Below are 20,055 nucleotides of genomic sequence, written 5' to 3'. Positions count from 1 at the left end.
GGTCGGTTGGCGGCCAGTGGATGGTAAATGATGTTTCCGTGGATCAGGCGCCTGGACATGCGGCTGGGCTTCATCGGCAAGGTTTCGCTGGCACTGGCCACCACGGCCTTGCTGACGGCCTTGGTGGCGGTGATGGCCTGGCTGAGCTTCAGCCAGGTGGTGGACCTGCAGCGTCGCATCATCGAGGATACCGTGCCGGCCATGGAGGCGGTGCAGGCGATGACGCAGCTCAACACCAGCGCGCTGGCGCTGGTCGAGCAGCTCGGGCGGGCGCAGGCCGTCGAGGAGGTCGATCAGCTGCAGCGCAGCGGCAGCGAGCAGTTCGCGCAAGCACATGACCTGCTGGAGCGTCTGGAGCGCCAGCGCTTCGAGCCTGGGCTGGCCGCGGCGGTGACCTCGACCGTCGACGCGATCGCCGTCAACCTCGAGCGGCAGGCCGCCGAGGCCAGGCGATCCTTGCAGCTGCAGGCACAGATCAGCGCCGAGCTGTCCCGCCAGCAGCAGGCGGTGGCCGAGCTGATGCTGATCGCCGAGGGACTGGCGGCCAATGCCTCGACCTATACCTCCGCGACGGTGTCGAGCCTCTACCCCATGCTCGAGCGCGGGGCCGGCCGGCGGGAGATCCTGGCGTCGCTCGATCGCCTGATCGAGATCGATATCGATCGCATGGAGCGCATGTCCGAGCTGCAGCTGGTCTGCTTCCGTCTCAAGACCAAGCTCGAGCGCATCGAGGGCTTGCAGGACGAGCAGGCCGTGGCCGAACTGGCGCGTGATTTCTCAGCCGATCTCGCGGTGCTGGCACGGCGTCTGCAGGATTTCCGCGATCCCACACGCAAGGCGAAGGCCGAGCGGCTGCGTGCGGTACTGGCGGCGGGCCTCGTACCGGGTGGCCTGTTCGCGCTGCAGACGGAGCGCCTGGTGCTCAACGGTCGTCTGATACTTCAGCATAGCGAGGGCGCCGCGCTGGCCAGCCGTCTCAACGAGCAGGGCCGCGCACTGCTGCGGGCCAGTCGGCAGGCGGTCGAGCAGGTGGGTGCGGGCTCCCGCGCGGCGATAGCGCGTGGTGCACTCGGTTTCCTGGCCGTTGGCGCGCTGCTGCTGCTGGCCCTGCTCGCGACGCTGTGGCTGATTTTTCGCTACGACGTGCTTGATCGACTCAAGTGCATGGAGGCCTCGGTGCGCGCACTGATGGCCGGCCGCTACGACGTGACGATCAGTCGCAGCCGGGCACACCACGACCCGCTGGCGTCGCTGGTCCAGGCGCTTGAGCAGTTCCGCGAGCATGCCATCGAACGCCAGCGACTTGAGCAGGCCCTGCTGCAGCACCAGCAGCAGCTCGAGCAGCAGGTGGTCGCGCGCACGGCCGAGCTCAGCCGCAGCAAGGAGTTGCTCGAGCGCGAGGTCGAGCAGCACGCCGCCGCGCGGCGCGAGGCCGAGGAGGCCAACCGCGCCAAGAACGAGTTCCTCGGCAGCCTGAGTCACGAATTGCGCACGCCGTTGAGCGGCGTCAGCGGCAGCGTCCAGCTGCTCGGGGAGACCGCGCTCGACGCGCGCCAGCGCGAATACCTGGGCATGATCGCGTATGCCAACACGACCCTGCTGGAGACGCTGGAGGACATGCTGGGCTTCTCGCGCCTCGAAGCGGGCAAGCTCAAGGTCGAGCCGGAACCCTTCTCGCTGATCGAGGTGATCGATGACATGCTGGCGCTGCAGTCGGTGCTGGCGCGTGCCAAGGGGCTGGCGCTGGTGCGCGACGTTGCCGCCGATGTGCCCGAGCGCATCGTCGGCGACCGCCGCAAGCTCAACCAGGTCCTGCTCAACACCCTGGGCAACGCGATCAAGTTCACCGACGAGGGCGAGGTGACGGTGTCGGTGACGCTGGTCCCCGACGCTGTGCCCGGCAGGCTGCGACTGCGCTTCGCGGTCAGCGACACCGGCATCGGCATCGAGGAGTCGCAGCAGGAGGCGGTTTTCCGGCCCTTTTTCCAGGTCGAGGACACCGCGCGCCGCCACCATGGCGGCACTGGCCTGGGGCTGGCGATCTGTCAGCGACTGGTGACGCTGATGGGCGGCAGCATGGGGTTGCAGAGCGTGATCGGCGAGGGCACGACGGTCACTTTCGAGCTGCCGGTCGATGCTGCGCCAGCCGGCGTCAGTCCGGCGCCAGTGCCTGAGCATGAGGGCGTGGTGCCGATGCGGGCGCTCGATGTGCTGGTCGTCGAGGACGACGAGATCAACCGCATCGTCTGCGAGCGCTACCTGGAGTCGCTCGGGCACCGGGCGCATGTCGCGGGTGATGGCATCGCCGCGCTCGACCTGCTGCGCCGCCCGCAGCAGCGCTTCGACTGTGTGCTGATGGACATCAGCCTGCCGGGGGCGTCGGGTTTCGATGTGGCGCAGGCCATCCATGGCCTGGACGGCGGGCGCTGGCGTCAGTTGCCCGTCGTCGGCATGTCGGCGCATGTCACGGCCGAGACCTTCGAGCATCAGGCCGCCGCCGGCATGGCAGGCTTTCTCGGCAAGCCTTTCCGGCTTGGCGAGCTGTCGCGCGCGCTCGCCAGCGCGATCGGTGAGACCGCAGCGCTGGTGCCGGACGACGGCGGCCAGGCTGCTCACGCAGCCGATGCGCTGCTCGACCTGGCCCATCTGGCCGAGGAGGTCCAGGATCTGGGGCGGCCCATGCTGCTGCAGCTGCTCGCCATGTTCCGGCAGGAGTCCGACAAGGCCAGCGCCGGACTGCAGGCTGCCTTGCAGCATGGTGACCTGGCGTTGCTCGGCAGGCTGGCGCACAAGCTGCGCAGCGCGGCCGGCAACCTGGGCTTGTTGCGGGTGATGGAGGATTGCCGGCAGGTCGAGCAGGCAGCGAAAGATGGCGGCCAGGCTGTCGCCAAGATGTCGCCGCTCGTCAGCCGGCTCGCGCAGGACTGCGGCCGGAGTGCCGACGCGCTGGAGCAATGGCTGACCAGAGCCGACCAGGCCGGTCGTGGCGAGGCGAGCTCAGGCTAGAGCGGGCCGACTTCGCCGGCCAGCAGATAACCCTCACCCCGGATGGTCACGATCAGCTCGGGATGCTTGGGGTCCTGCTCAAGCTTGTCGCGCAGGCGCGAGACCAGCACGTCGATGGTGCGGTCGTTTGGATCCCAGGAACGGTGGAACACGGACTGCATCAGCCGCTCGCGTCCGACTACCACGCCAGGCTGGCGTGCCAGCACCGCCAGCAGGTCGTATTCGCCGCGCGTGAGGTTCTCGCGCCTGCCATCGGACGCGGTCAGGCGCCGGTAGTCGAGGTCCAGCGTCCAGTTGCCTATCCTGAGCTGCTTGCTGGACGGTGGAGGGGGCTGCAGGTCGCGCAGCCGGCGCAGCACGATCTTGACCCGCGCGAGCAGTTCGCGCGCGTTGAACGGCTTGGTGACGTAGTCGTCCGCGCCCGACTCAAGGCCGACGATCTTGTCGATATCGTCATTGCGCCCGGTCACGAGCAGCAGGCCGATGCGGGCATTCTGGGCGCGCAGTTCGCGCGCCAGCTCAAGCCCGTCCCGTCCTGGCAGGCCGATGTCGAGCAATACGACATCGACCGTGCCGCTGCGCAGACAACGCCACATCTCGTCGCCGTTGGACGCGACGAGCACGTTGTAGCCTTCCTGCTCGAAATAGGCTTTGACCCGAGAGCAGGTCAATGGGTCGTCGTCGACGACCAGAAGGGTGTGGCTGGGGTAATCAGACAAGGCGTGCCGATGCTGTCGTACAGGATGGCCTTGCATCCTACCGGAATTCTGCTCATTCTCCACGGTGACCAGATCCAGCGTGGCAAAGACCGTGCCTGCCACCCTGATTGCCGCCAGCCTGGCCGTGCTGGACTTCGATGCCCTTCAAAAGGGGCGTGATCCACTCCGCCGCCCCGTCCGGCCTTACTTGAACCAGGAGTCGCTGGCCTTGCGTTCCCAATCGGCCAGCTGCTTTTCGGCCTCGTCCTTGGCCACCCCGTAGCGTTCCTGGATCTTGCCTGCGAGCTGGTCGCGCCGACCTGCCACGACATCAAGGTCATCGTCGGTCAGCTTGCCCCATTGTTCCTTGGCCTTGCCCGTCACTTGCTTCCAGTTGCCTTCAATCTTGTCCCAGTTCATGTTTGCTCCCTTGTGTGATGCGATCTGAGCGAGGGGCCGATGCCCCTGCGCCCGCACGAAAATTCTCAAGGCCGAATGGCGATTTCGTTCTTGACCGACCTCACGCCCTTGACGCCCCGGGCGATGCTCTCGGCTGTGTTGCGCTCCTGTGCGCTCTTGGCAAAGCCCGACAGCATCACGGTCCCGTTCAGGGTCTCGACGCTGATCGATGAGCCGGCCACGGTCTTGTCTTCGAACAGACGCGACTTCACCAGGGTGGTGATCCCGGCGTCGTCGATGTAAGCGCCGACGGTTTCCTGGCCGCGGCTCACGGCACAGCCGGTCGCGGAGAGCAAGGCTGCGGCTGCAACGGCCGTGGCAAGGGTATTGCGCAGGATCATGGAAAACCTCCAGTAAGAATGAGTGATGTGCAGGCGAGCCAGCAGGTTCCAGTCGCCGACTTTCTGCGCATGTCATGACTGAAGATGGCAGAAAGTAAGGCGATGCTACGCCGATGCCTGCATCGGTCTGTACGTGAACGAACAGACTTGATCCCCCCTTCCAAGCAGCATGGAAATATTATAAATAAACATTTTGGCCATTTCATTTGGTCCTTTCAGTGGGGGAATTTTATGCTTGAAACTCTGGTCATCATCCTGGTCATTCTCTGGCTGCTGGGTCTGGTCACTGCCTACACCATGGGAGGATTGATTCATGTCCTGCTGGTGGTGGCGATCGTGGTGGTATTACTGCGCGTCATTCAGGGACGGCGCTAGGCAGGGCGCGGGTCTGTCGAGTAGTCCAGTGCTGCGGCTTAGCCTGGGCAGTGCCGTGTAAGCCTGCTCGCTGACACCTTGCGTCACTGGCCTGCGGCTTCCCTGATCGCGGCCAACTGGCTATCATGCATCCTGCATAAATATGAAAAAAATAAGAACTCGGTCACGAGGCCGATTCAGGGAGTAGATTCATGATCTTGTCCACGCCGTGGTCGAAAAACCAGTTGCTGGCCGCATTGCCCGATACCGAGTGGCCGTACTGGCATCCCTTGCTCGAAGCCGTCGACTTGCCCGCCGGCAAGCTGCTGTACGAGTCGGGCAAGTGCATGAGTCACGTCTTTTTTCCATTGACAGCCTTGGTCTCGCTCTACCATGTGACCGAGAGCGGTGCCACCGCCGAAGTGGCTTTGGTGGGCCAGGAGGGTGTGGTGGGGGTCTCCAGCTTCATGGGAGGAGGCGGCTCGACCAGCCATGCCGTGGTGCTTTGCGCAGGTCAGGCTTTGCGGATGCCGTCTGCGGCCATCAGGCACCAGTTCGAGCAGTCCAGCCAGGTGCAGAACCTGATGCTGCGCTACACCCAGGCGCTCCTGACCCAGATGGCGCATACCGCCGTCTGCAACCGCCATCATTCGGTGGAGCAGGCCTTGAGTCGCTGGCTGCTGTTGAGCCTGGATCGTGTCGAGGGACATGAACTGCTGATGACTCAGGAGATAATTGCCAATATGCTTGGCGTTCGCCGCGAGGGAGTGACGGAGGCGGCGCTCAAGCTGCAGCGCGCCGGTTTGATCCGCTATTCCCGCGGCCGCATCACCGTGCTCGATCAGCAGGGCCTGGAAGACGGATCCTGTGAATGCTACCGTGCCATCAAGTCGGAATACGAGCGGCTGCTGCCCGCCAGAGCGGTGGCCCAATCGGCTCCTGCAGGAATACCGCGCTTTCAGCCGGTGGCGGGCAGGCTTTCGGAAAACGCGCCAGGCTGAGCCTGTCCGGTTGGGAGGCCATCCATGTCCTTGTTTACCTGGTGGTCAAGGCGTCGGGCGGCGGTCTTGCCCGTAGCGCCGGTGGTGTCCGACGCTTACTGGAGCCGGCCAGCCGAGGCCTTGCTCAAGGAGTTGGCTGGCGACCCGCATGGACTTTCACAACACGAAGCCGCGGCGCGCCTGAAGCAATACGGCCCCAATTCGCTCAAGGCCGTCAAGCATGCCACGGCGCTGGGCCTGTTCGTCAACCAGTTCAGGAGTCCGCTGGTGCTGATCCTGATGGCGGCCTCGCTGATCTCGCTGCTGGCGGCGGAGTGGGTCGATGCCGCCGTGGTGCTGGCCATCGTGCTGGGTAGTACCTTGCTGGGTTTCACCCAGGAGTATGTCGCCAGTCACGCGATCGAGAAGCTGCGCTCGAAAGTGGTGGTCCACACGCTTGCCTGGCGCGATGGGCAGACCCGGGAGCTGCCTGCCGATCGCCTGGTGCCGGGCGATGTGGTGCAGCTTTCGGCCGGCAGCCTGATCCCGGCCGACGGGCTGGTGCTGGTGGCCAATGATTGCTTTGTCAACCAAGCCGTGCTGACCGGCGAAACCTTCCCGGCCGAAAAGACATCCGGCGTGGTGGCGGCCACCGCTGGCTTGGCCGAGCGCAGCAACTGCGTGTTCATGGGCACCAGTGTCAGCAGCGGCTCGGCCCAGGTCTTGATCGTGCGGACGGGTCAGGCCAGCGTGTTCGGGCAGATCGCCGGCAAGCTCGCCTTGCGCCCGCCGCTGACCGAGTTTGAACGCGGTCTTCAGCGCTTTGGCAACCTGCTCACGCGCATCATGCTGGTGATGGTGGTGGTCGTGCTGGCCATCAACATCCTGCTGGCCAAGCCGGCCATCGACTCGCTGTTGTTTGCGCTGGCGCTGGCGGTCGGCCTGACGCCGGAGCTGTTGCCGGCCATCGTCAGCATCACGCTGTCGCATGGCGCCAAGCGGATGGCGCGCAAGGGTGTGATCGTGCGCCGGCTCAACTCGATCGAGAACCTCGGCAGCATGGACGTGCTGTGCACCGACAAGACCGGCACCCTGACGGCGGGCGTGGTCGAACTCGACGCGGCGCTCGATGCCGCGGGGCAGGCCAGTCCGGCGGTGTTGCAACTCGCTGCCCTTAACGCGCAGTTCCAGACCGGGCTGGTCAACCCGCTGGACGAGGCCGTGCTGGCTGCCAGCCACCAGGCTGGCGTGGAGGGTGCTGCCTGGAGCAAGATCGACGAGATTCCCTATGATTTCGTGCGCAAGTGCCTGTCGGTGGTCGTGGCCGATGCCAGCGGCGCGCGCCAGCTGATCACCAAGGGTGCGCTCGACAAGGTGCTGGACCGCTGCGTGAGCGTCGGTGAGCAGTCGGTCGTGCTCGATGCCAGCTGGCGCGGGCAGATCGAGGCGCGTTATGACGAATGGAGCGCCCAGGGCTATCGGGTGCTGGGCGTGGCGACGCGCCCGGTGGAGCTGCGCCAGACCCGCTATACCCGCGCCGACGAGTGCGGGCTGTGCTTTGCCGGCTTTCTGCTGTTCCTGGACCCGCCCAAGGCCGATGTGCGCCAGACCCTGGTCGACCTGGCGCGACGCGGCGTGGCGCTCAAGATCATCACCGGCGACAACCGCAAGGTGGCCCGTCATGTCGCCGAAGCGGTCGGCTTGCCGGTCGAGCATGTGCTGACCGGGGGCGAGCTCGGCGAGATGGGCGACGAGGCGCTGCTGCATGCGGCAGGCCTTTGCACGCTATTTGCCGAGGTCGATCCGAACCAGAAGGAGCGCATCATCCTGGCGCTGCAGAAGACCGGCCATGTGGTGGGCTATATGGGTGACGGCATCAACGATGCGCTGGCGCTGCACCGGGCCGATGTAGGCATTTCGGTCGACACGGCGGTGGATGTCGCCAAGGACGCGGCGGATTTCGTGCTGTCGCGCAAGGATCTGGCCATCCTGCGCCAAGGCATCGACGAAGGCCGCATGACCTTCGCCAACACGCTCAAGTATGTGCTGACCACGATCAGCGCCAACTTCGGCAACATGTTCAGCATGGCGACCGCCTCGATCTTCCTGCCCTTCCTGCCGCTGCTGGCGTCGCAGATCCTGCTCAACAACTTCCTGTCCGACATTCCGGCGACGGCCATTGCCAGCGATCGGGTGGACGAGGAATGGGTGGCCCAGCCGCGCCGCTGGGACACGGTCTTCATCCGCGACTACATGGTGCTGTTCGGCCTGCTGAGTTCACTGTTCGACTTCCTGACCTTCGGCGCGCTGCTGTGGCTGTTCCGGTCCACGCCAGAGGAGTTCAGGACCGGCTGGTTCCTTGAATCCTTGCTGACCGAGCTGGTGATCGCGCTGGTGGTGCGTACCCGGCGCCCGTTCTACCGCAGCCGGCCGGGCAACTGGCTGCTGATCAGCACCCTGCTGGTGGTCGCCGTGGCGCTGGTGTTGCCCTATCTGCCCTGGAGTTCGATCTTCGGCTTCGTGCCCCTGCCAGCCCCCTTGCTGCTGGGCATGATCGGCCTGACCTTGGCCTATGTGCTGGCCGTCGAGCTGGCCAAGAAGTCTTTCTATGCCCGCGTGGTCAAGGGCCGCCCATGAAAAAAGGACCTTGGTGGTCCAGGGTCCTTTCTTGTCGGACTCGCCTGAGGGGCGAGCCGCTGGGCGGCACAGCCGTGGTCAGAGGACCGGCTGTGCGCTGATCGGTTGATCAGTAACGGCCACCGCCGTAGCCGCCACCGTTGCCACCGCCGTAGCCGCCGCCATTGCCGCCACCGAAGCCACCGCCGCTGCGACGAGCGCCGCCACCGAAGCCGCCCGGACGGTCTTCCTTCGGACGTGCGACGTTGACGGTGATGGCACGGCCATCAACCGACATGCCGTTCAGGGCTTCGATGGCAGCTTGCGCTTCCTCATCGGTGCCCATTTCGACGAAGCCGAAGCCCTTGGAGCGGCCGGTTTCGCGGTCGGTCATGACCTTGGCCGAGACGACGGTGCCGTACTCGGAGAAGTTTTGCTGCAGGCTGCCGTCGTTGACCGAGTAAGGCAGGTTGCCGACGAAGAGTTTGTTGTTCATGGGTATTCCTTGAAAGTAGGGGAGAGGCAGACCTGCCGGACTTCGTGCAGGGCTGCTGGTGTTTGGCCTGGTTCAGCGGAACTTGCGTCGCGCCGGGGCCGCTCCGCCACCGGAGCGAGGCTCCAGATGGCGGAAGGTGATACGGCCCTTGTTGAGGTCGTAGGGTGAGAGTTCGAGCGTGACCTTGTCACCAGCCAGGATGCGGATGTGGTTCTTGCGCATCTTGCCGCCCGAGTAGGCGATCAGGGTATGACCGTTGTCCAGGGTCACGCGGAATCGGGAATCGGGCAGCACTTCGTCTACCTTGCCTTGCATTTCGATCAGGTCTTCCTTCGACATGAGGTGGCTCCTTGTAGCGGTATGGATTGAGAGGTTCGGTTGGCTTCAGGCCGCCGCGTGCTGCGCGGGCAGCAGGGTCGGGCACTGGTTCAGGGCGTATTGCAGCGCGTCGTCGCGGTTGTTGAACCGGGGCACGAAGCGGAACACGCGGTCCAGCGTACCGCTACCGCGGCCGCTGCGAATCGACAGCGAGGCGGCGAAATCGCCGGACTCGGTGAAATGGATAAAGGGGGAGACAAGGAACTTGCCCACCGAAAATGTTTTTTCTAGTGTGGTGGTCATCAATCAAGGCCGGCTCTATGGCTGGCAGCGCTAAGCGGTAGTCGAGACATGTGCCGGTAAATCGGCGCAACTCTCAGCGACCAAGGTCATGGGTGGGTGGCTGGTCCTGAATAAGGGACAGACCAGCAGTTAGGCTCGCCGCAAGGGGGGAGTGTGACAACCCAGGAGACCGAGAACGTCGACTTGGGAGCTGAGGTGGCGGTGTTTAGTTATAAACCGCGGACCATGTCAGACAACATTCGCTGCAAAGGTGAGCAAGTCACAGCGATACCAATATTCTACTACCGATCTGCAATCTCTGCTCGCCGATATCGCCTTTGTGGGTAGAGAATTTTCGCGCGATTTTCTGATCGGCCTGGATTTCGTGAGCTCTAATGGCGACATGGTTCGCATACATGCCCGTATTGGTCTTTGCTACGACGTCGGCCCGCAGGGCGCCGACTTCATCTTCAACCTGCAAGCAGCCCGTACCGCGCAGCAGAGCGTGGTCTGGGAGCAGCTCGATATCCGGCCCTTCGTCTTCAGCGTGGAGAGTTTCGATCCGGCCACCAGCAATCGGACGCTGCGCCTGACGGCACCTTCCGGTCGGCTGGAGCTCGACTATCGCTGCACGGTCGACCTGCGCCACCATATCCAGCCGCCGCATGAGATCGACGAGGTCCCGATCGCGCAGCTGCCGCCCGCCGTCCTGCCTTATCTCTACCCCAGCCGCTACTGCCAGTCGGACTGCCTCGGGTCGCTGGTGATGGGGCTGTTCGGCCACCTGCCGCGTGGCTACAGCCGGGTGCAGGCGGTGGTCGACTGGGTCGGCCAGCAGGTCCGCTTCCAGTCCAACAGCAGCAACTCCGCGACCTCGGCGCTCGACACGCTGCGCGACCGGGTCGGCGTCTGCCGTGATTTCGCTCATCTGTTCATCGCGCTGTGCCGCGCGCTCAACATTCCGGCCCGCTTTGCCACCGGCATCGACTACGGTGCCGATCCGGCGCTGGGGCCACAGGACTTCCACGCCTATGTCGAGGTCTATCTGGGCCACCGCTGGTACATCTTCGACCCCTCGGGCACGGCGATTCCGATGGGCTTCATCCGCATCGGCACCGGGCGCGATGCGGCCGACGTGTCGTTCGCCACCATTTTTGGTGGCTTCCAGTCCATGCCGCCCTTGATCGAGATCAGCGCCGAGCCCGGTCCGGCGTCCGGTTTCGAGCTGCCGCGGCATCAGCCGCTGGCGATTTCGACCGCTGTGTGAGCGGCGCCAGCGCTGATCGCTTCGGAAAACTCCGTGTTCCGTGTGATGATTCGTCATCACATTCCTGCGGAGCATTCATGGCCTCATCCCCCGACCACGTCAGCATGGCGCTGTTCTGCGACTTCGAGAACGTCGCGCTCGGCGTGCGCGACGCCAACTACGAGAAGTTCGACATCAAGCGCATTCTCGAACGCCTGCTGCTCAAGGGTAGCATCGTGGTCAAGAAGGCCTACTGCGACTGGGATCGTTACAAGGGCTTCAAGGCCACCATGCACGAGGCCAATTTCGAGCTGATCGAGATCCCGCATGTGCGCCAGTCGGGCAAGAATTCGGCCGATATCCGGCTGGTGGTCGACGCGCTCGACCTCTGCTACACCAAGTCGCATGTCAACACCTTCGTCATCATCAGCGGCGACTCGGACTTCTCGCCGCTGGTCTCCAAGCTGCGCGAGAATGCCAAGAAGGTGATCGGCGTCGGCGTCAAGCAGTCGACCTCGGACCTCCTGATCGCCAACTGCGACGAGTTCATCTTCTACGACGATCTGGTGCGCGAGAGCCAGCGCGCGCTGGCCAGGCGCCAGCCGGCGGACGCGCCCGCCGCGCCGCGCCGCTCGCCCGAGGAGGAGCGCCAGCGCAAGGAAACGCTGGACAAGCGCCGCAGCCAGGCGATCGAGATCGCGGTCGAGACCTTCGATGCGCTGGTGTCCGAGCGTGGCGACAGCGGCAAGATCTGGGCCTCGGTGCTGAAGGAAGCGATCAAGCGCCGCAAGCCTGACTTCAGCGAAAGCTACTACGGCTTCAAGACCTTCGGCAATCTGCTGGAGGAGGCGCAGGCGCGTGGCTTGCTGGAGTTCGGCCGCGACGACAAGTCGGGTGCCTATGTGTTCCGCAGCAGCGGGGCTCCGGCGCGGATCGAGGCGGCCGTCGAGCGATCCGCCTCCGGTTTTTCCGGGCCGCAGGCCGAGGATCGGGCTGAAGCGGCCAGCGCCAGTGAAGGCGCCGAGCCGCGCCGGCGCGGGCGGGGAGGGCGCAAGCCGGCGCCGCTGGCGGTCGAGGCTGAGACCGTGCCGGTGCCGGCCGAAGCGCTGTCGCCTGTGGCGCGCGACGGTCAGCGGAAAACCGAACCTGCCGCTGCTTCGGTCGCTCAGGCCAGCTCGCAAGGGGTTGACGCCGATACCGAGTTCGAGCTGGAGCGGCCAAGCTACTTCAGCCGGCCGGTCCAGGTGGCTCCGGCTGTGCCTGCGCTGGCTTCCGTGCCGGCCCCGGTGTCACTGGTCGAGGCCCTTGAGCCGACCGTTCCCGATGGCCTGACCGAGGCATCAACCGAAGCTGAGCCCCTTGCGGAGCCGGCACCGAAAGCCGCGCCGCGCAAGCGCACCGCTCGCAAGTCGGCGCCCAAACCGGCCAAGGCCGTGGCTGAACCGGTGGCTCTGGCTGCGCCGGAAGCAGACCATTCTGCAGCGATTCAGGTGCCTGCGGCCCTGGAGCAGGCTGCAGCAGATCCGGACGTGGGGGAAGCCGTGGCGCCGCGCAAGACCGCGCGCCCGCGCCGGGCTCGCAAGACCCCTGGGGCTTCGGACGCTAGTTGAGGGCTTCGGCCTGCAGTCCCGCGACGGCCTGCTGGCCGCTGCGCACCGCGCCTTCGAGCGTGGCGGGGTAGGGGCCCGCGATGTAGTCGCCAGCCGCCCACAGCCCCGGCGCGATGGCTGAGGCGGGCCTTTGCAGCCCTGGCGTGCAGGCGAAGGTGGCGCGCTTTTCGACCACGGTCTTGAGCGCTTGCAGCTGTTGCAGACCGAGCTGGGCGCGCGCCTGCTGCAGCACCTGCTGCTCGATGTCGGCTCGCTCGCCCTGGCTGGCGCTGATGACGAAGGCCAGCAGGCCGGCTGGACCGCCGAGCTGGCCGCGATCGAAGGCGAACTGAGCCGGTGCATCCGGCCCGCTGCGCAGCGCGACCATGGCGCTGTCTTGGGGCAGGCCGGCCGGCTTGCCTTCCACGGTCAGCGCCTGGGCGTAAACGGTTGCGATCGCTTCGTAGCGCAGCGCATCGGCGCAATCAGCCCAATTGGCTAGTTGCATGGCTTGCGCCCGGGCCGTATCGTCCTGATCCTGTTGCGCCTGGTACGGTTCCGAGGCCGTGCGAACCAGTCGCGCCGCTTCGCGCGGCGGGCAAGCCAGCAGCACGGCATCGAAGCTTTCGCCTCCGATCTGCCAGCCGTTCTGAGTGCGTTCCAGCCTGGCAACGCGCCGCCCGGCATGCAGCCCGGCGCCGTGACTGGTCAGCCAGCGCAAGGCGGGTTCAGGCAGTAATTCGCCGAGATCGACGCGCGGCAGCAGCAGGTCGGCACCACGCCAGCGCCCAAAGCCCGCGCCGAACAGCGCGTCGCGCAGCACGCGCAGCAGCACGGCCGCGCTGGCCTGTGCCATCGGCGTGTTGAGCGCGGACAGGCAGAGCGGCTCGATCAGCTCCGCGACCACGCGCGGCGGCAGGCCGGTGCAGAGTCCGGTCACGCTCAGGTCCTCGGGGCAGGTGAAGCCCGTGGCGCGCCAGCGCAGGCTGCGCCTCAGCAGCGCGATCCGGTCATGCCAGCTCCAGCCTGTCGCGCCCAGGCTCGTGGCGAGCAGGTCCAGCGGCTGCGGCCAGCGGGCGGCCCAGCCGGGTACCGCGAGGCCGCTGCCGTCGGCGTAGCGCAGGTCGAGCGGGATGGCCTGCAGCGTGGCGCCCAGGTCCACGCCGAGTTGGCGCATCAGCTCCAGTGTCTCGCGATAGGCGCCGATCAGGATATGCTGGCCGTTGTCCAGGCCGCTCGGTTCATCCTGGCTGCCATGGCTCAGTGCGGTGCCTGCCGGCCTTGCGCCAAGGGTTCGGGCGCGGCCCCCCCACTGGCGAGCTGCCTCGTAGACCTGGACCTGCCAGTCCAGCTCGGTCGCGCGCACCGCGGCGGCCAGCCCAGCCCAGCCGCCGCCGATGATGGCGAGCCGACGCACTTTGTCGCCGGCCAGGCAGGTCGGCTGCTGCGGGTTCACAGCCTACCCAGTGCCTGCACCTTCCACGCCAGCCAGAGCTTGCGCAGCGGCGTCAGGCTCACGCGCTGCGTCAGCACCAGCTGCGGCTCGCGCGCGATCTCCTGCAGCAGCGTGCGGTAGATGCTCGCCATCATCAGGCCGGGCTTCTGCGCGCGGCGGTCGGCAGCAGGCAGAAGCGCCAATGCCGCGTCATAGGTCCGCAAGGCGCGCTCGATCTGGAAACGCATCAGCGCCTCGAAGCGCTGCGGGAAGCTGGCGTCCGAAGTGCTGCCACGCTTAACCAGCTCGTGCGCCTTGACGTCAAAGCGCTGCAGGTCCTCGATCGGCAGGTAGACGCGGCCGCGCACCGCGTCCTCGCCGACGTCGCGGATGATGTTGGTCAGCTGCAGCGCCAGCCCGAGCCGGTGCGCGTATTCGGTCGTGCGCGCATCGGTCTGGCCAAAGATGTTGGCCGCGACCTCGCCGACCACGCCGGCGACCAGATGGCAGTACTGCTTCAGGTTGACGAAGTCGAGGTAGCGGGTCTGGGTCAGGTCCATCTCGCAGCCCTCGATCACCTGCAGCAGCTGGCGCGGTTCGATGTGGAAGGCGCTCGCGTGAGGCAGCAGCGCCTGCAGCGCCGGGTGGCTGGCCTGGCCGGCGAAGGCATTCCTGACCTCGCCGCGCCACCAGTCGAGCTTGGACTGCGCGACGCCGGGGTCGGAGACCTCGTCGACCACGTCGTCGATCTCGCGGCAGAAGGCGTAGAAGGCGGTGATGGCTGCGCGTCGCTCGGGCGGCAGGAACAGGAAGGCGTAGTAGAAACTGCTGCCCGAGGCGGCGGCTTTTTGCTGGGCGTACTCTTGCGGCGTCACGGTCTCATGGCGTCAGGTGGGGATCCGAGTGTAAGCGGGCGGCGGTGTTGGCGTGTTTCAGGCCCGCATGCGTGCCGCGCGCCAGACCAGCAGCGCCAAGTCAGCGCGACCGAGCTTGGGGCGCGATCGCCAGGTCCGGTGTTGCAACCGATCGATCTTGTCCAGGATGCGCAGCCCGCCTTGCACCACCAGCCGCAGTTCCCAGCCGATGCGCCCGGGCAGGCGGGTCGCCAGCGGGGCACCAGCCAGCATCAGTGCGCGTGCCCGGGCCGTCAGTTCACGCAGCAGCGCGCGCGCGGCGGTATCCTGCTCAGGCGCGCAGTCCGGCGTCAGCAGCGCCTGCTCTTCGACACCGTGGCGCGCCAGCAGGTCCAGCGGCAGGTAGTGACGGTCGCGTTGCAGGTCTTGTCCCAGGTCCTGCCAGAAGTTGATCAGCTGCAGCGCGCTGCAGATCGCGTCGCTCTGGCGCAGCGATTGCTCGTCTCGCACGCCGTACAGGTGCAGCAGCAGGCGCCCGACCGGATCGGCCGAGCGGCGGCAGTAGTCGAGCAGGGCGGCGGAGTCGGCATAGCGCGTGCCGGTCGCGGTGTGGCGCACATCCTGCCCGAAGGCATCGAGCAGATCGCGCAGCGGTTGTGCTGGCAGGTGGTGTGCTTCGACTACGCGCTGGAGCGATGCGAACAGGCCGGCCCAGCGTGCATTCGCTGGTGGCAGGCCCGCAAACACACGGTCGAGTTCGGCGCGGTAGGCCGCGAGATCGGCCAGGCGCTTGGTGGCATCGGCATCACCCTCGTCTGCGATGTCGTCGGCCGTGCGCGCGTAGTGGTAGAGCGCCGCAATGGGCGCGCGCAGCCGTGGCGGGCACAGCCACGAGGCCACGGGGAAATTTTCGTAATGGTCCACACCTTGCATGGCGCGATCGTGCCACAGGTCAGGGCAATCGCACTTACCCCCGGGGCTGTAGCCCGAGCAGAGATGCGCGGTAGCTGGCGTTGCGGTCAGCGGTTTGACGCCGGCTGTGCAGGCTGCGCTTGGGGTACTGGGTGTCCTGGCGCAACAAGGACAACGCGAACTTGCGCAACGCCGAGAAGTTGCGCGCCGCATGTCCACGCCGTACCCGACAGTCGTCCTCGCGAAACACCACGTCGAGCACCCAGTGCAACTGGTTTTCCACCCCCCAGTGCCCGCGCGCGGCTTTGGCCAGGGTCTGGGCCGAGTCGATGCCCTGGGAGCCGATGTAGAACGAGCGCTCGACGCTGAGTTGGCCCCCGATCTCACGCCGGCGCTCGACCATGCCCACGCCGGCGAGCTTCTTCCACTGACTGCGCATCGAGCGCTCCATCCAGTCCAGACGCGGGATCCAGGTGTAGCGGCGCGTCTCCAGCCGGCCATGGTTTTTCTCCACCGTCTCGACGCAGTCGAGCGGCGTGTCGCCAAAGCCGCTGCGCTGTCCTTCATCGAAGAAGTCCTGCACCGCCTCGCTCAGCCCGCCCTGGTTGTCCTTGACCACCAGCACATAGTCGCCGCCGGCGGCCACGATCTGCGCGGCAATGTCCTTTTGGCAGCCGATCGCATCGATCGTCACGATGCAGCCCTTGAGCGTGAGTGCCCCCAGCAATGCCTTGATGCCCTCGATCTCGTGCCCCTTGCCCTGCGTGCCCTCCTGCCCCAGACACCCCCCGCTGTCGGTGGCAAACGCGCTGACCATGTGCAAGGCCGTGTTGTGACCATCGCGTGAACCGCACAGCGTCTTGCCATCGATCGCCACCACCCCTGAGGCCGCCCCCACCACGCCCGAGATCCACTGCCGAAAGCAGCGCTCGAACACCGCCCCATCCAGCAGGCTGAACACCCGCCCGAAGGTGTCGTGCGAGGGCGTGCCGTGCTTGAGATCCAGGTACTCGCCCAGCCACGGCTGGTGGTCTTCGGCCCAGTTCGCCACCTCCACCCAGGTGTTGCAGCCGCACAGCACCGCGCCCAGCGCCATCACGATCATCTCGCGCACCATGCCACGCCGCCATGGCGCCACGCCGCCATGGCGCATGGCGCAGCCCCCGCCTGGGAGGTTCAAGTCAAATGCGATTACCCTGTGCCACAGGTCCGTGCGGGGAAGCAGCCTGTTCTGGCCTTACAATTACCGCATGCACTTGCCAAGCCCGTCACGGGTCGGCGCTGCATGGACCGCGCGGGTGGCGAAATTGGTAGACGCACCAGGTTTAGGTCCTGACGGTGGCAACACCGTGCCGGTTCGAGTCCGGCTCCGCGCACCATCTATTCTTCATGACCCGCTTGGACCGGCTCAGCGCTCGCTTTGTGCGCGGGCTTGTAGCCAGCTGTCTATTGCTGCGGCCGGCATGGCCGGCGCCAGTATCGGTCCCTGCGCCTCGTCGCAGCCGAGCTTGCACAGCAGTTCCAGTACCTCCTCATTTTCCACGCCGCTGGCGCCCGTTTCCAGCCCCAGTGCGTGCGCGCCCTGCAGCAGCGCCCGTAGCGGCTCCTGGTCGACGCGGCCAGCCGGCGTCAAGGTTGTCAGATCCAGTCTGAGCTTGTCCACCCTGAGCTGCCTGAGATAGGCCAGGTTGAGGTAGCCCCCGCCGTAGCCTTCCAGGCACAGCCGCACGCCGAGTTCTGCGCTGCGCACCAGCATGGCCGTTGCCGCCTCGTCGTGCAGGCGCATGAAGCTGGCGGGCAGCAGCAGTTCCAGCTGGCTGGGCGCCAGCCCGCTTTCGCGCAGCGCGGCCAGCAAGTCGCGCTCGACTTGGCCGCCACGGCATTGCAGCGCCGACAGTCCGACCGCGACATGGAGCCGGTGCCCCTGTTGCTGCCAGGCACTGGCCTGGTGGCAGGCCTGCTGCAGTGCCCAGCGCCCCAGCGGCACGATCAGCCCGCTGTCCTGTGCGGCTTCGAGCAGCTCGCCCGCCAGCGGCTGGAGCTGGCCGTTGCGGCGCCATTGCAGCCGGGCTTCGACGCCGATCACCTCGTTTTGCGCCAGATCCAGGCGGGGTTCGTAGTGCAGCGCGAACTCGCCTCGCTCCAGACCTCGGCGCAGGGCTTCGCGGGTCTGGGCGTAGCGCTCTGCCGCGGCGTTCATCTGCGGCTCGAAGAAATAGCAGCAGTCGGGCCCGGCCTTGCGGGCCTGGCGCAGTGCCATGTCGGCGTTGCGCATCAAGGTGTCGGCGTCCTCGCCGTCGCGCGGGTGGAAGGCCACGCCCAGCGAAAGCGCGCAGCTGATCTGCATGCCCTCGATGCCGAAGGGCCTTGCGCAGCGTGCCAGAATCTCGTCGCAGAGCTTGGCGACCTTGGGGTAGGAGTCGATCTCGGGCTGCACCACCATGAAGCCGTCGCCGGCCCGCCGGCTCAGCATATCCTGTGGCCGCAGCAAGCGGCCCAGCCGCATCGCCACGCTCAGCAGCAGGTGGTCGCCCACGGACTGGCCGTAGGCTTCGTTGATCGAGCTGAGCTGGTGCAGGCTGACGTGCAGCACCGCCAGCCCGGGCCAGCTGGCCGTTGCGGAGGCGAGTGTGCGTTGTAGCTGCTCGCGCCCGAGCACCCGGTTGGGCAGTCCGGTCAGCTCGTCGTGGAAGGCCAGAAACTCGATCTCCTGGCGTGCCATCTTCTGCTCGGTGATGTCTTGCAGCACCATGTGCAGCAGGTCCTTGCCGCCTTCCCGGGTCACGCTCAGTTGCACGCGGGTCATGAAGGGCTCGCCGTTGCCGCGCACATGCTCCCACTCGAAGACGTTGGAGCCCAGCTCGGTGGCGATCCAGACCATTTCGGCGGCTTTTTCCGCCGAGAGCCGGCCGTCGGGCTGGCGTGGCGGCGAGAAGTCCAGCGCCGTCTTGCCCCGCAGTTGGTCGACCTGTTCCAGCCTCAGCATGGCGAGCGCCGCCCGGTTCGCCGCCGTGCAGCGCCCGTCTTCCACCAGGATCACGGCCTGGCGCATGTCCTCGAGCAGCCTCGAGAAGCGTGCCTGGCTGTCGCGCAGTTTTTCCTCGACCTCGCTGAGGCCGGCCTGCTGCTCATGCAGCTGACGCTCGGCCTGTTCGCGCGCCGCCTGCTGGTCGGCCAGCAAACGTTCGTGCGCGAGCTGGCGCCGTTGCAGCATCAGCAGGCCCAGCGCCGACACCAGCGCGATCGCGCCAAACAGCGCGGCGCGCACCGCCAGGTCCTTGCGCCAGCCCGCGTAGAGTTCGGGCATTGCCCGGCCGAGAAAAATCACCAGCGGCTTGTCGGCGGGGCTGGACTCGGGCAGCACGTTGCGCAGCGCCATCAGGCGGTTCTCGCCCGTCGATGCAGCGATGCCCTCCAGGACGCTGCTCTTGCGCCCGCTGCGCAGATGGCGGGCGGTGAAAGAGTTCGGCAGGGCCGCCAGGTTCATGCCGGCCACGCCCTCGGGGTCGGGTGCCCGGAAGATGGCGAGTCCATCGCCGTGCACCAGGCCGGCACGCATGTCGGGCGCATAGAGCGCCGCCCTCAGCAGCAGGCTGAAGTAGGTGGGGTCCAGTTCGGCCGTCAGGCTGCCCGCCATGCGGCCTTGTCCGTCCATCATCAGCTTGGACAAGCGCATGGTGAAGCCGCCCTCGGGGCTGGCGACCGGCGCACCGATGTACAGCAGTTCGGGGTTGCGGCTGTCACGCAGCGGCCGGTAGTGGCCGTTGTCGTGGCTGGCGACCTGCGCCGGTTCGTGGCGGCTGCTGGCGAGCAGTTTGCCGTCGACATTGGCCAGCGTCAGCGAGCGCACGCCGATCATGCTGCGCTCCATTGCACGCAGGGCACGCGCCACCAGTTGCTTGCCGTCTGGCTGTGACTGCAGCCAGGGCAGGTCTGCCCGCACCGCATCGAGCGCGTCGCTGGTCAGCTGCAGCTGACGTGCCAGGTTGACGTCCACCACTTCGGCCTGATGCTCGAGCCGATGGCTTTCCTTGGCGCGCAGCGCAGCATGTTCGCGCTGCAGGTCGTAGGCGATCAGGCCCCCTAGGGCGAGCAGCGCGAGCGCCAGTACGATCCAGGGAGTCAGCAGCAGTCGGGAGCGTGCGCGCGGAAGGGCAGAGTCAGGCATGGGAGGAGGCGCGGGCGGTGATGCGCGGATTGTGCACTTGTCCGGGTCCCGGGCCACTTGCGCATGAGCGAGATACAAATCGGCGCGACTGTTACAGCCAGGGCGATCGCGCTATGTTGAGTCTGGCGAGATTTGACCGAACAGGATCTGCTGGCGGTAGTCGTGGCTGGTGCAGGCGCGCATCTTGCGCCGGCGTATGCTCACGTTGCTGCTGTCGTTGTCGCGCAGCAGGTTCAGCGCGGCCCGGCGAATGACGGCCAGATTGGCCGCCGAATGGTCCTTGCGCGCCCGATGGGCATCC

17 protein-coding genes, 1 tRNA gene and 1 pseudogene are annotated in these 20,055 nt (G+C 66.5%); 7 read left to right on the top strand and 12 right to left on the bottom strand.

All coding sequences use genetic code 11. The features are described 5' to 3' along the window. Positions 1-30: 30 nt before the first annotated feature. Positions 31-3,006: an ATP-binding protein gene (locus PHR85_RS09035; RefSeq protein WP_300053269.1), complete on the top strand. Its 2,976-nt coding sequence runs from the start codon at positions 31-33 to the stop codon at positions 3,004-3,006. On the opposite strand, the gene PHR85_RS09030 is transcribed toward PHR85_RS09035, so the two are convergent. The 3 genes from PHR85_RS09030 to PHR85_RS09020 all read right to left on the bottom strand — a co-directional run bounded on the left by PHR85_RS09030 (position 3,003) and on the right by PHR85_RS09020 (position 4,504). After that, positions 3,003-3,725 (bottom strand): response regulator, encoded by a 723-nt coding sequence (locus tag PHR85_RS09030; RefSeq protein WP_300053266.1) that lies wholly within the window; start codon positions 3,723-3,725, stop codon positions 3,003-3,005. The genes PHR85_RS09035 and PHR85_RS09030 overlap by 4 nt on opposite strands. Before the next feature lie 183 nt (positions 3,726-3,908). After that, positions 3,909-4,124 (bottom strand): CsbD family protein, encoded by a 216-nt coding sequence (locus PHR85_RS09025; protein WP_300053263.1) that lies wholly within the window; start codon positions 4,122-4,124, stop codon positions 3,909-3,911. A 65-nt stretch (positions 4,125-4,189) separates the two neighbouring features. After that, entirely contained in the window at positions 4,190-4,504 is a 315-nt protein-coding gene (locus tag PHR85_RS09020; RefSeq protein WP_300053260.1) for a BON domain-containing protein, read from the bottom strand. Positions 4,505-4,735: 231 nt separating this feature from the next. Between PHR85_RS09020 and PHR85_RS09015 the strand changes: the two genes are divergently transcribed. The 3 genes from PHR85_RS09015 to mgtA all read left to right on the top strand — a co-directional run bounded on the left by PHR85_RS09015 (position 4,736) and on the right by mgtA (position 8,475). Further along, positions 4,736-4,879, top strand: a complete 144-nt coding sequence (locus tag PHR85_RS09015) for a lmo0937 family membrane protein (protein WP_300053258.1) — start codon at positions 4,736-4,738, stop codon at positions 4,877-4,879. 191 nt (positions 4,880-5,070) lie between these two features. Further along, positions 5,071-5,859, top strand: a complete 789-nt coding sequence (locus tag PHR85_RS09010; protein ID WP_300053256.1) for a Crp/Fnr family transcriptional regulator — start codon at positions 5,071-5,073, stop codon at positions 5,857-5,859. Positions 5,860-5,883: 24 nt separating this feature from the next. Continuing rightward, positions 5,884-8,475 carry a magnesium-translocating P-type ATPase gene (gene mgtA / locus PHR85_RS09005; protein WP_300053254.1) on the top strand — a complete coding sequence of 864 codons (2,592 nt, stop codon included), beginning with the start codon at positions 5,884-5,886 and terminating at the stop codon, positions 8,473-8,475. A gap of 109 nt (positions 8,476-8,584) precedes the next feature. Here mgtA and PHR85_RS09000 read toward each other — a convergent pair whose 3' ends face one another. The 3 genes from PHR85_RS09000 to PHR85_RS08990 all read right to left on the bottom strand — a co-directional run bounded on the left by PHR85_RS09000 (position 8,585) and on the right by PHR85_RS08990 (position 9,571). Next, complete coding sequence (locus PHR85_RS09000) at positions 8,585-8,950, bottom strand: RNA-binding protein (RefSeq protein ID WP_105729127.1); 366 nt, start codon at positions 8,948-8,950, stop codon at positions 8,585-8,587. 72 nt (positions 8,951-9,022) lie between these two features. Continuing rightward, positions 9,023-9,289 carry a translation initiation factor IF-1 gene (gene infA / locus PHR85_RS08995; RefSeq protein WP_300053251.1) on the bottom strand — a complete coding sequence of 89 codons (267 nt, stop codon included), beginning with the start codon at positions 9,287-9,289 and terminating at the stop codon, positions 9,023-9,025. A gap of 45 nt (positions 9,290-9,334) precedes the next feature. Next, a complete protein-coding gene (locus PHR85_RS08990; RefSeq protein WP_300053248.1) occupies positions 9,335-9,571 on the bottom strand; it encodes a hypothetical protein in 237 nt (78 codons plus the stop codon). A gap of 382 nt (positions 9,572-9,953) precedes the next feature. Here PHR85_RS08990 and PHR85_RS08985 point away from each other — a divergent pair, with 382 nt between their 5' ends. Together PHR85_RS08985 and PHR85_RS08980 are read left to right on the top strand one after the other, a co-directional pair. Further along, positions 9,954-10,817 (top strand): transglutaminase family protein, encoded by an 864-nt coding sequence (locus tag PHR85_RS08985; RefSeq protein ID WP_300053246.1) that lies wholly within the window; start codon positions 9,954-9,956, stop codon positions 10,815-10,817. Between the two features lie 77 nt (positions 10,818-10,894). Continuing rightward, positions 10,895-12,406 (top strand): NYN domain-containing protein, encoded by a 1,512-nt coding sequence (locus PHR85_RS08980; RefSeq protein WP_300053243.1) that lies wholly within the window; start codon positions 10,895-10,897, stop codon positions 12,404-12,406. On the opposite strand, the gene hpnE is transcribed toward PHR85_RS08980, so the two are convergent. From hpnE to PHR85_RS08960, 4 genes are read right to left on the bottom strand one after another with little or no spacing between them, the layout of a single operon-like run. Then, positions 12,399-13,841 (bottom strand): hydroxysqualene dehydroxylase HpnE, encoded by a 1,443-nt coding sequence (hpnE, locus tag PHR85_RS08975; RefSeq protein WP_300053240.1) that lies wholly within the window; start codon positions 13,839-13,841, stop codon positions 12,399-12,401. The two genes, PHR85_RS08980 and hpnE, sit on opposite strands and share 8 nt — an antisense overlap. Next, positions 13,838-14,695, bottom strand: a complete 858-nt coding sequence (gene hpnD / locus PHR85_RS08970; RefSeq protein ID WP_300053237.1) for a presqualene diphosphate synthase HpnD — start codon at positions 14,693-14,695, stop codon at positions 13,838-13,840. The genes hpnE and hpnD overlap by 4 nt, the downstream gene beginning before the upstream one ends. 57 nt (positions 14,696-14,752) lie before the next feature. Continuing rightward, positions 14,753-15,607, bottom strand: a complete 855-nt coding sequence (gene hpnC / locus PHR85_RS08965; RefSeq protein ID WP_300053235.1) for a squalene synthase HpnC — start codon at positions 15,605-15,607, stop codon at positions 14,753-14,755. A gap of 34 nt (positions 15,608-15,641) precedes the next feature. Further along, entirely contained in the window at positions 15,642-16,766 is a 1,125-nt protein-coding gene (locus PHR85_RS08960) for an ISAs1 family transposase (RefSeq protein ID WP_300053232.1), read from the bottom strand. A gap of 112 nt (positions 16,767-16,878) precedes the next feature. Between PHR85_RS08960 and PHR85_RS08955 the strand changes: the two genes are divergently transcribed. Further along, positions 16,879-16,965: transfer RNA gene (locus PHR85_RS08955), tRNA-Leu, on the top strand. 29 nt (positions 16,966-16,994) lie between these two features. Here the strand turns inward: PHR85_RS08955 and PHR85_RS08950 are convergent. Further along, positions 16,995-19,754, bottom strand: a complete 2,760-nt coding sequence (locus tag PHR85_RS08950; RefSeq protein ID WP_300053229.1) for an EAL domain-containing protein — start codon at positions 19,752-19,754, stop codon at positions 16,995-16,997. A 111-nt stretch (positions 19,755-19,865) separates the two neighbouring features. Further along, positions 19,866-20,055 (bottom strand): annotated as a pseudogene (locus tag PHR85_RS08945) (hypothetical protein); the annotation flags it as partial.

This window comes from Malikia sp., assembly GCF_028687635.1.
Classification (GTDB): domain Bacteria; phylum Pseudomonadota; class Gammaproteobacteria; order Burkholderiales; family Burkholderiaceae_C; genus Malikia.
The sequence above is the reverse complement of the archived record's forward strand: the minus strand, read 5'-3'. Positions and strand labels throughout refer to the sequence as shown.

Bases quoted from the DNA above. Each gene is read 5' to 3' on its own strand.
- PHR85_RS09035 (WP_300053269.1), top strand. From the start codon at position 31: ATGTTTCCGTGGATCAGGCGCCTGGACATGCGGCTGGGCTTCATCGGC.
- PHR85_RS09025 (WP_300053263.1), bottom strand. From the start codon at position 4,124: ATGAACTGGGACAAGATTGAAGGCAACTGGAAGCAAGTGACGGGCAAG.
- PHR85_RS09020 (WP_300053260.1), bottom strand. From the start codon at position 4,504: ATGATCCTGCGCAATACCCTTGCCACGGCCGTTGCAGCCGCAGCCTTG.
- PHR85_RS09015 (WP_300053258.1), top strand. From the start codon at position 4,736: ATGCTTGAAACTCTGGTCATCATCCTGGTCATTCTCTGGCTGCTGGGT.
- PHR85_RS09010 (WP_300053256.1), top strand. From the start codon at position 5,071: ATGATCTTGTCCACGCCGTGGTCGAAAAACCAGTTGCTGGCCGCATTG.
- mgtA (WP_300053254.1), top strand. From the start codon at position 5,884: ATGTCCTTGTTTACCTGGTGGTCAAGGCGTCGGGCGGCGGTCTTGCCC.
- PHR85_RS09000 (WP_105729127.1), bottom strand. From the start codon at position 8,950: ATGAACAACAAACTCTTCGTCGGCAACCTGCCTTACTCGGTCAACGAC.
- infA (WP_300053251.1), bottom strand. From the start codon at position 9,289: ATGTCGAAGGAAGACCTGATCGAAATGCAAGGCAAGGTAGACGAAGTG.
- PHR85_RS08990 (WP_300053248.1), bottom strand. From the start codon at position 9,571: ATGACCACCACACTAGAAAAAACATTTTCGGTGGGCAAGTTCCTTGTC.
- PHR85_RS08985 (WP_300053246.1), top strand. From the start codon at position 9,954: ATGGTTCGCATACATGCCCGTATTGGTCTTTGCTACGACGTCGGCCCG.
- PHR85_RS08980 (WP_300053243.1), top strand. From the start codon at position 10,895: ATGGCCTCATCCCCCGACCACGTCAGCATGGCGCTGTTCTGCGACTTC.
- hpnC (WP_300053235.1), bottom strand. From the start codon at position 15,607: ATGCAAGGTGTGGACCATTACGAAAATTTCCCCGTGGCCTCGTGGCTG.
- PHR85_RS08950 (WP_300053229.1), bottom strand. From the start codon at position 19,754: ATGCCTGACTCTGCCCTTCCGCGCGCACGCTCCCGACTGCTGCTGACT.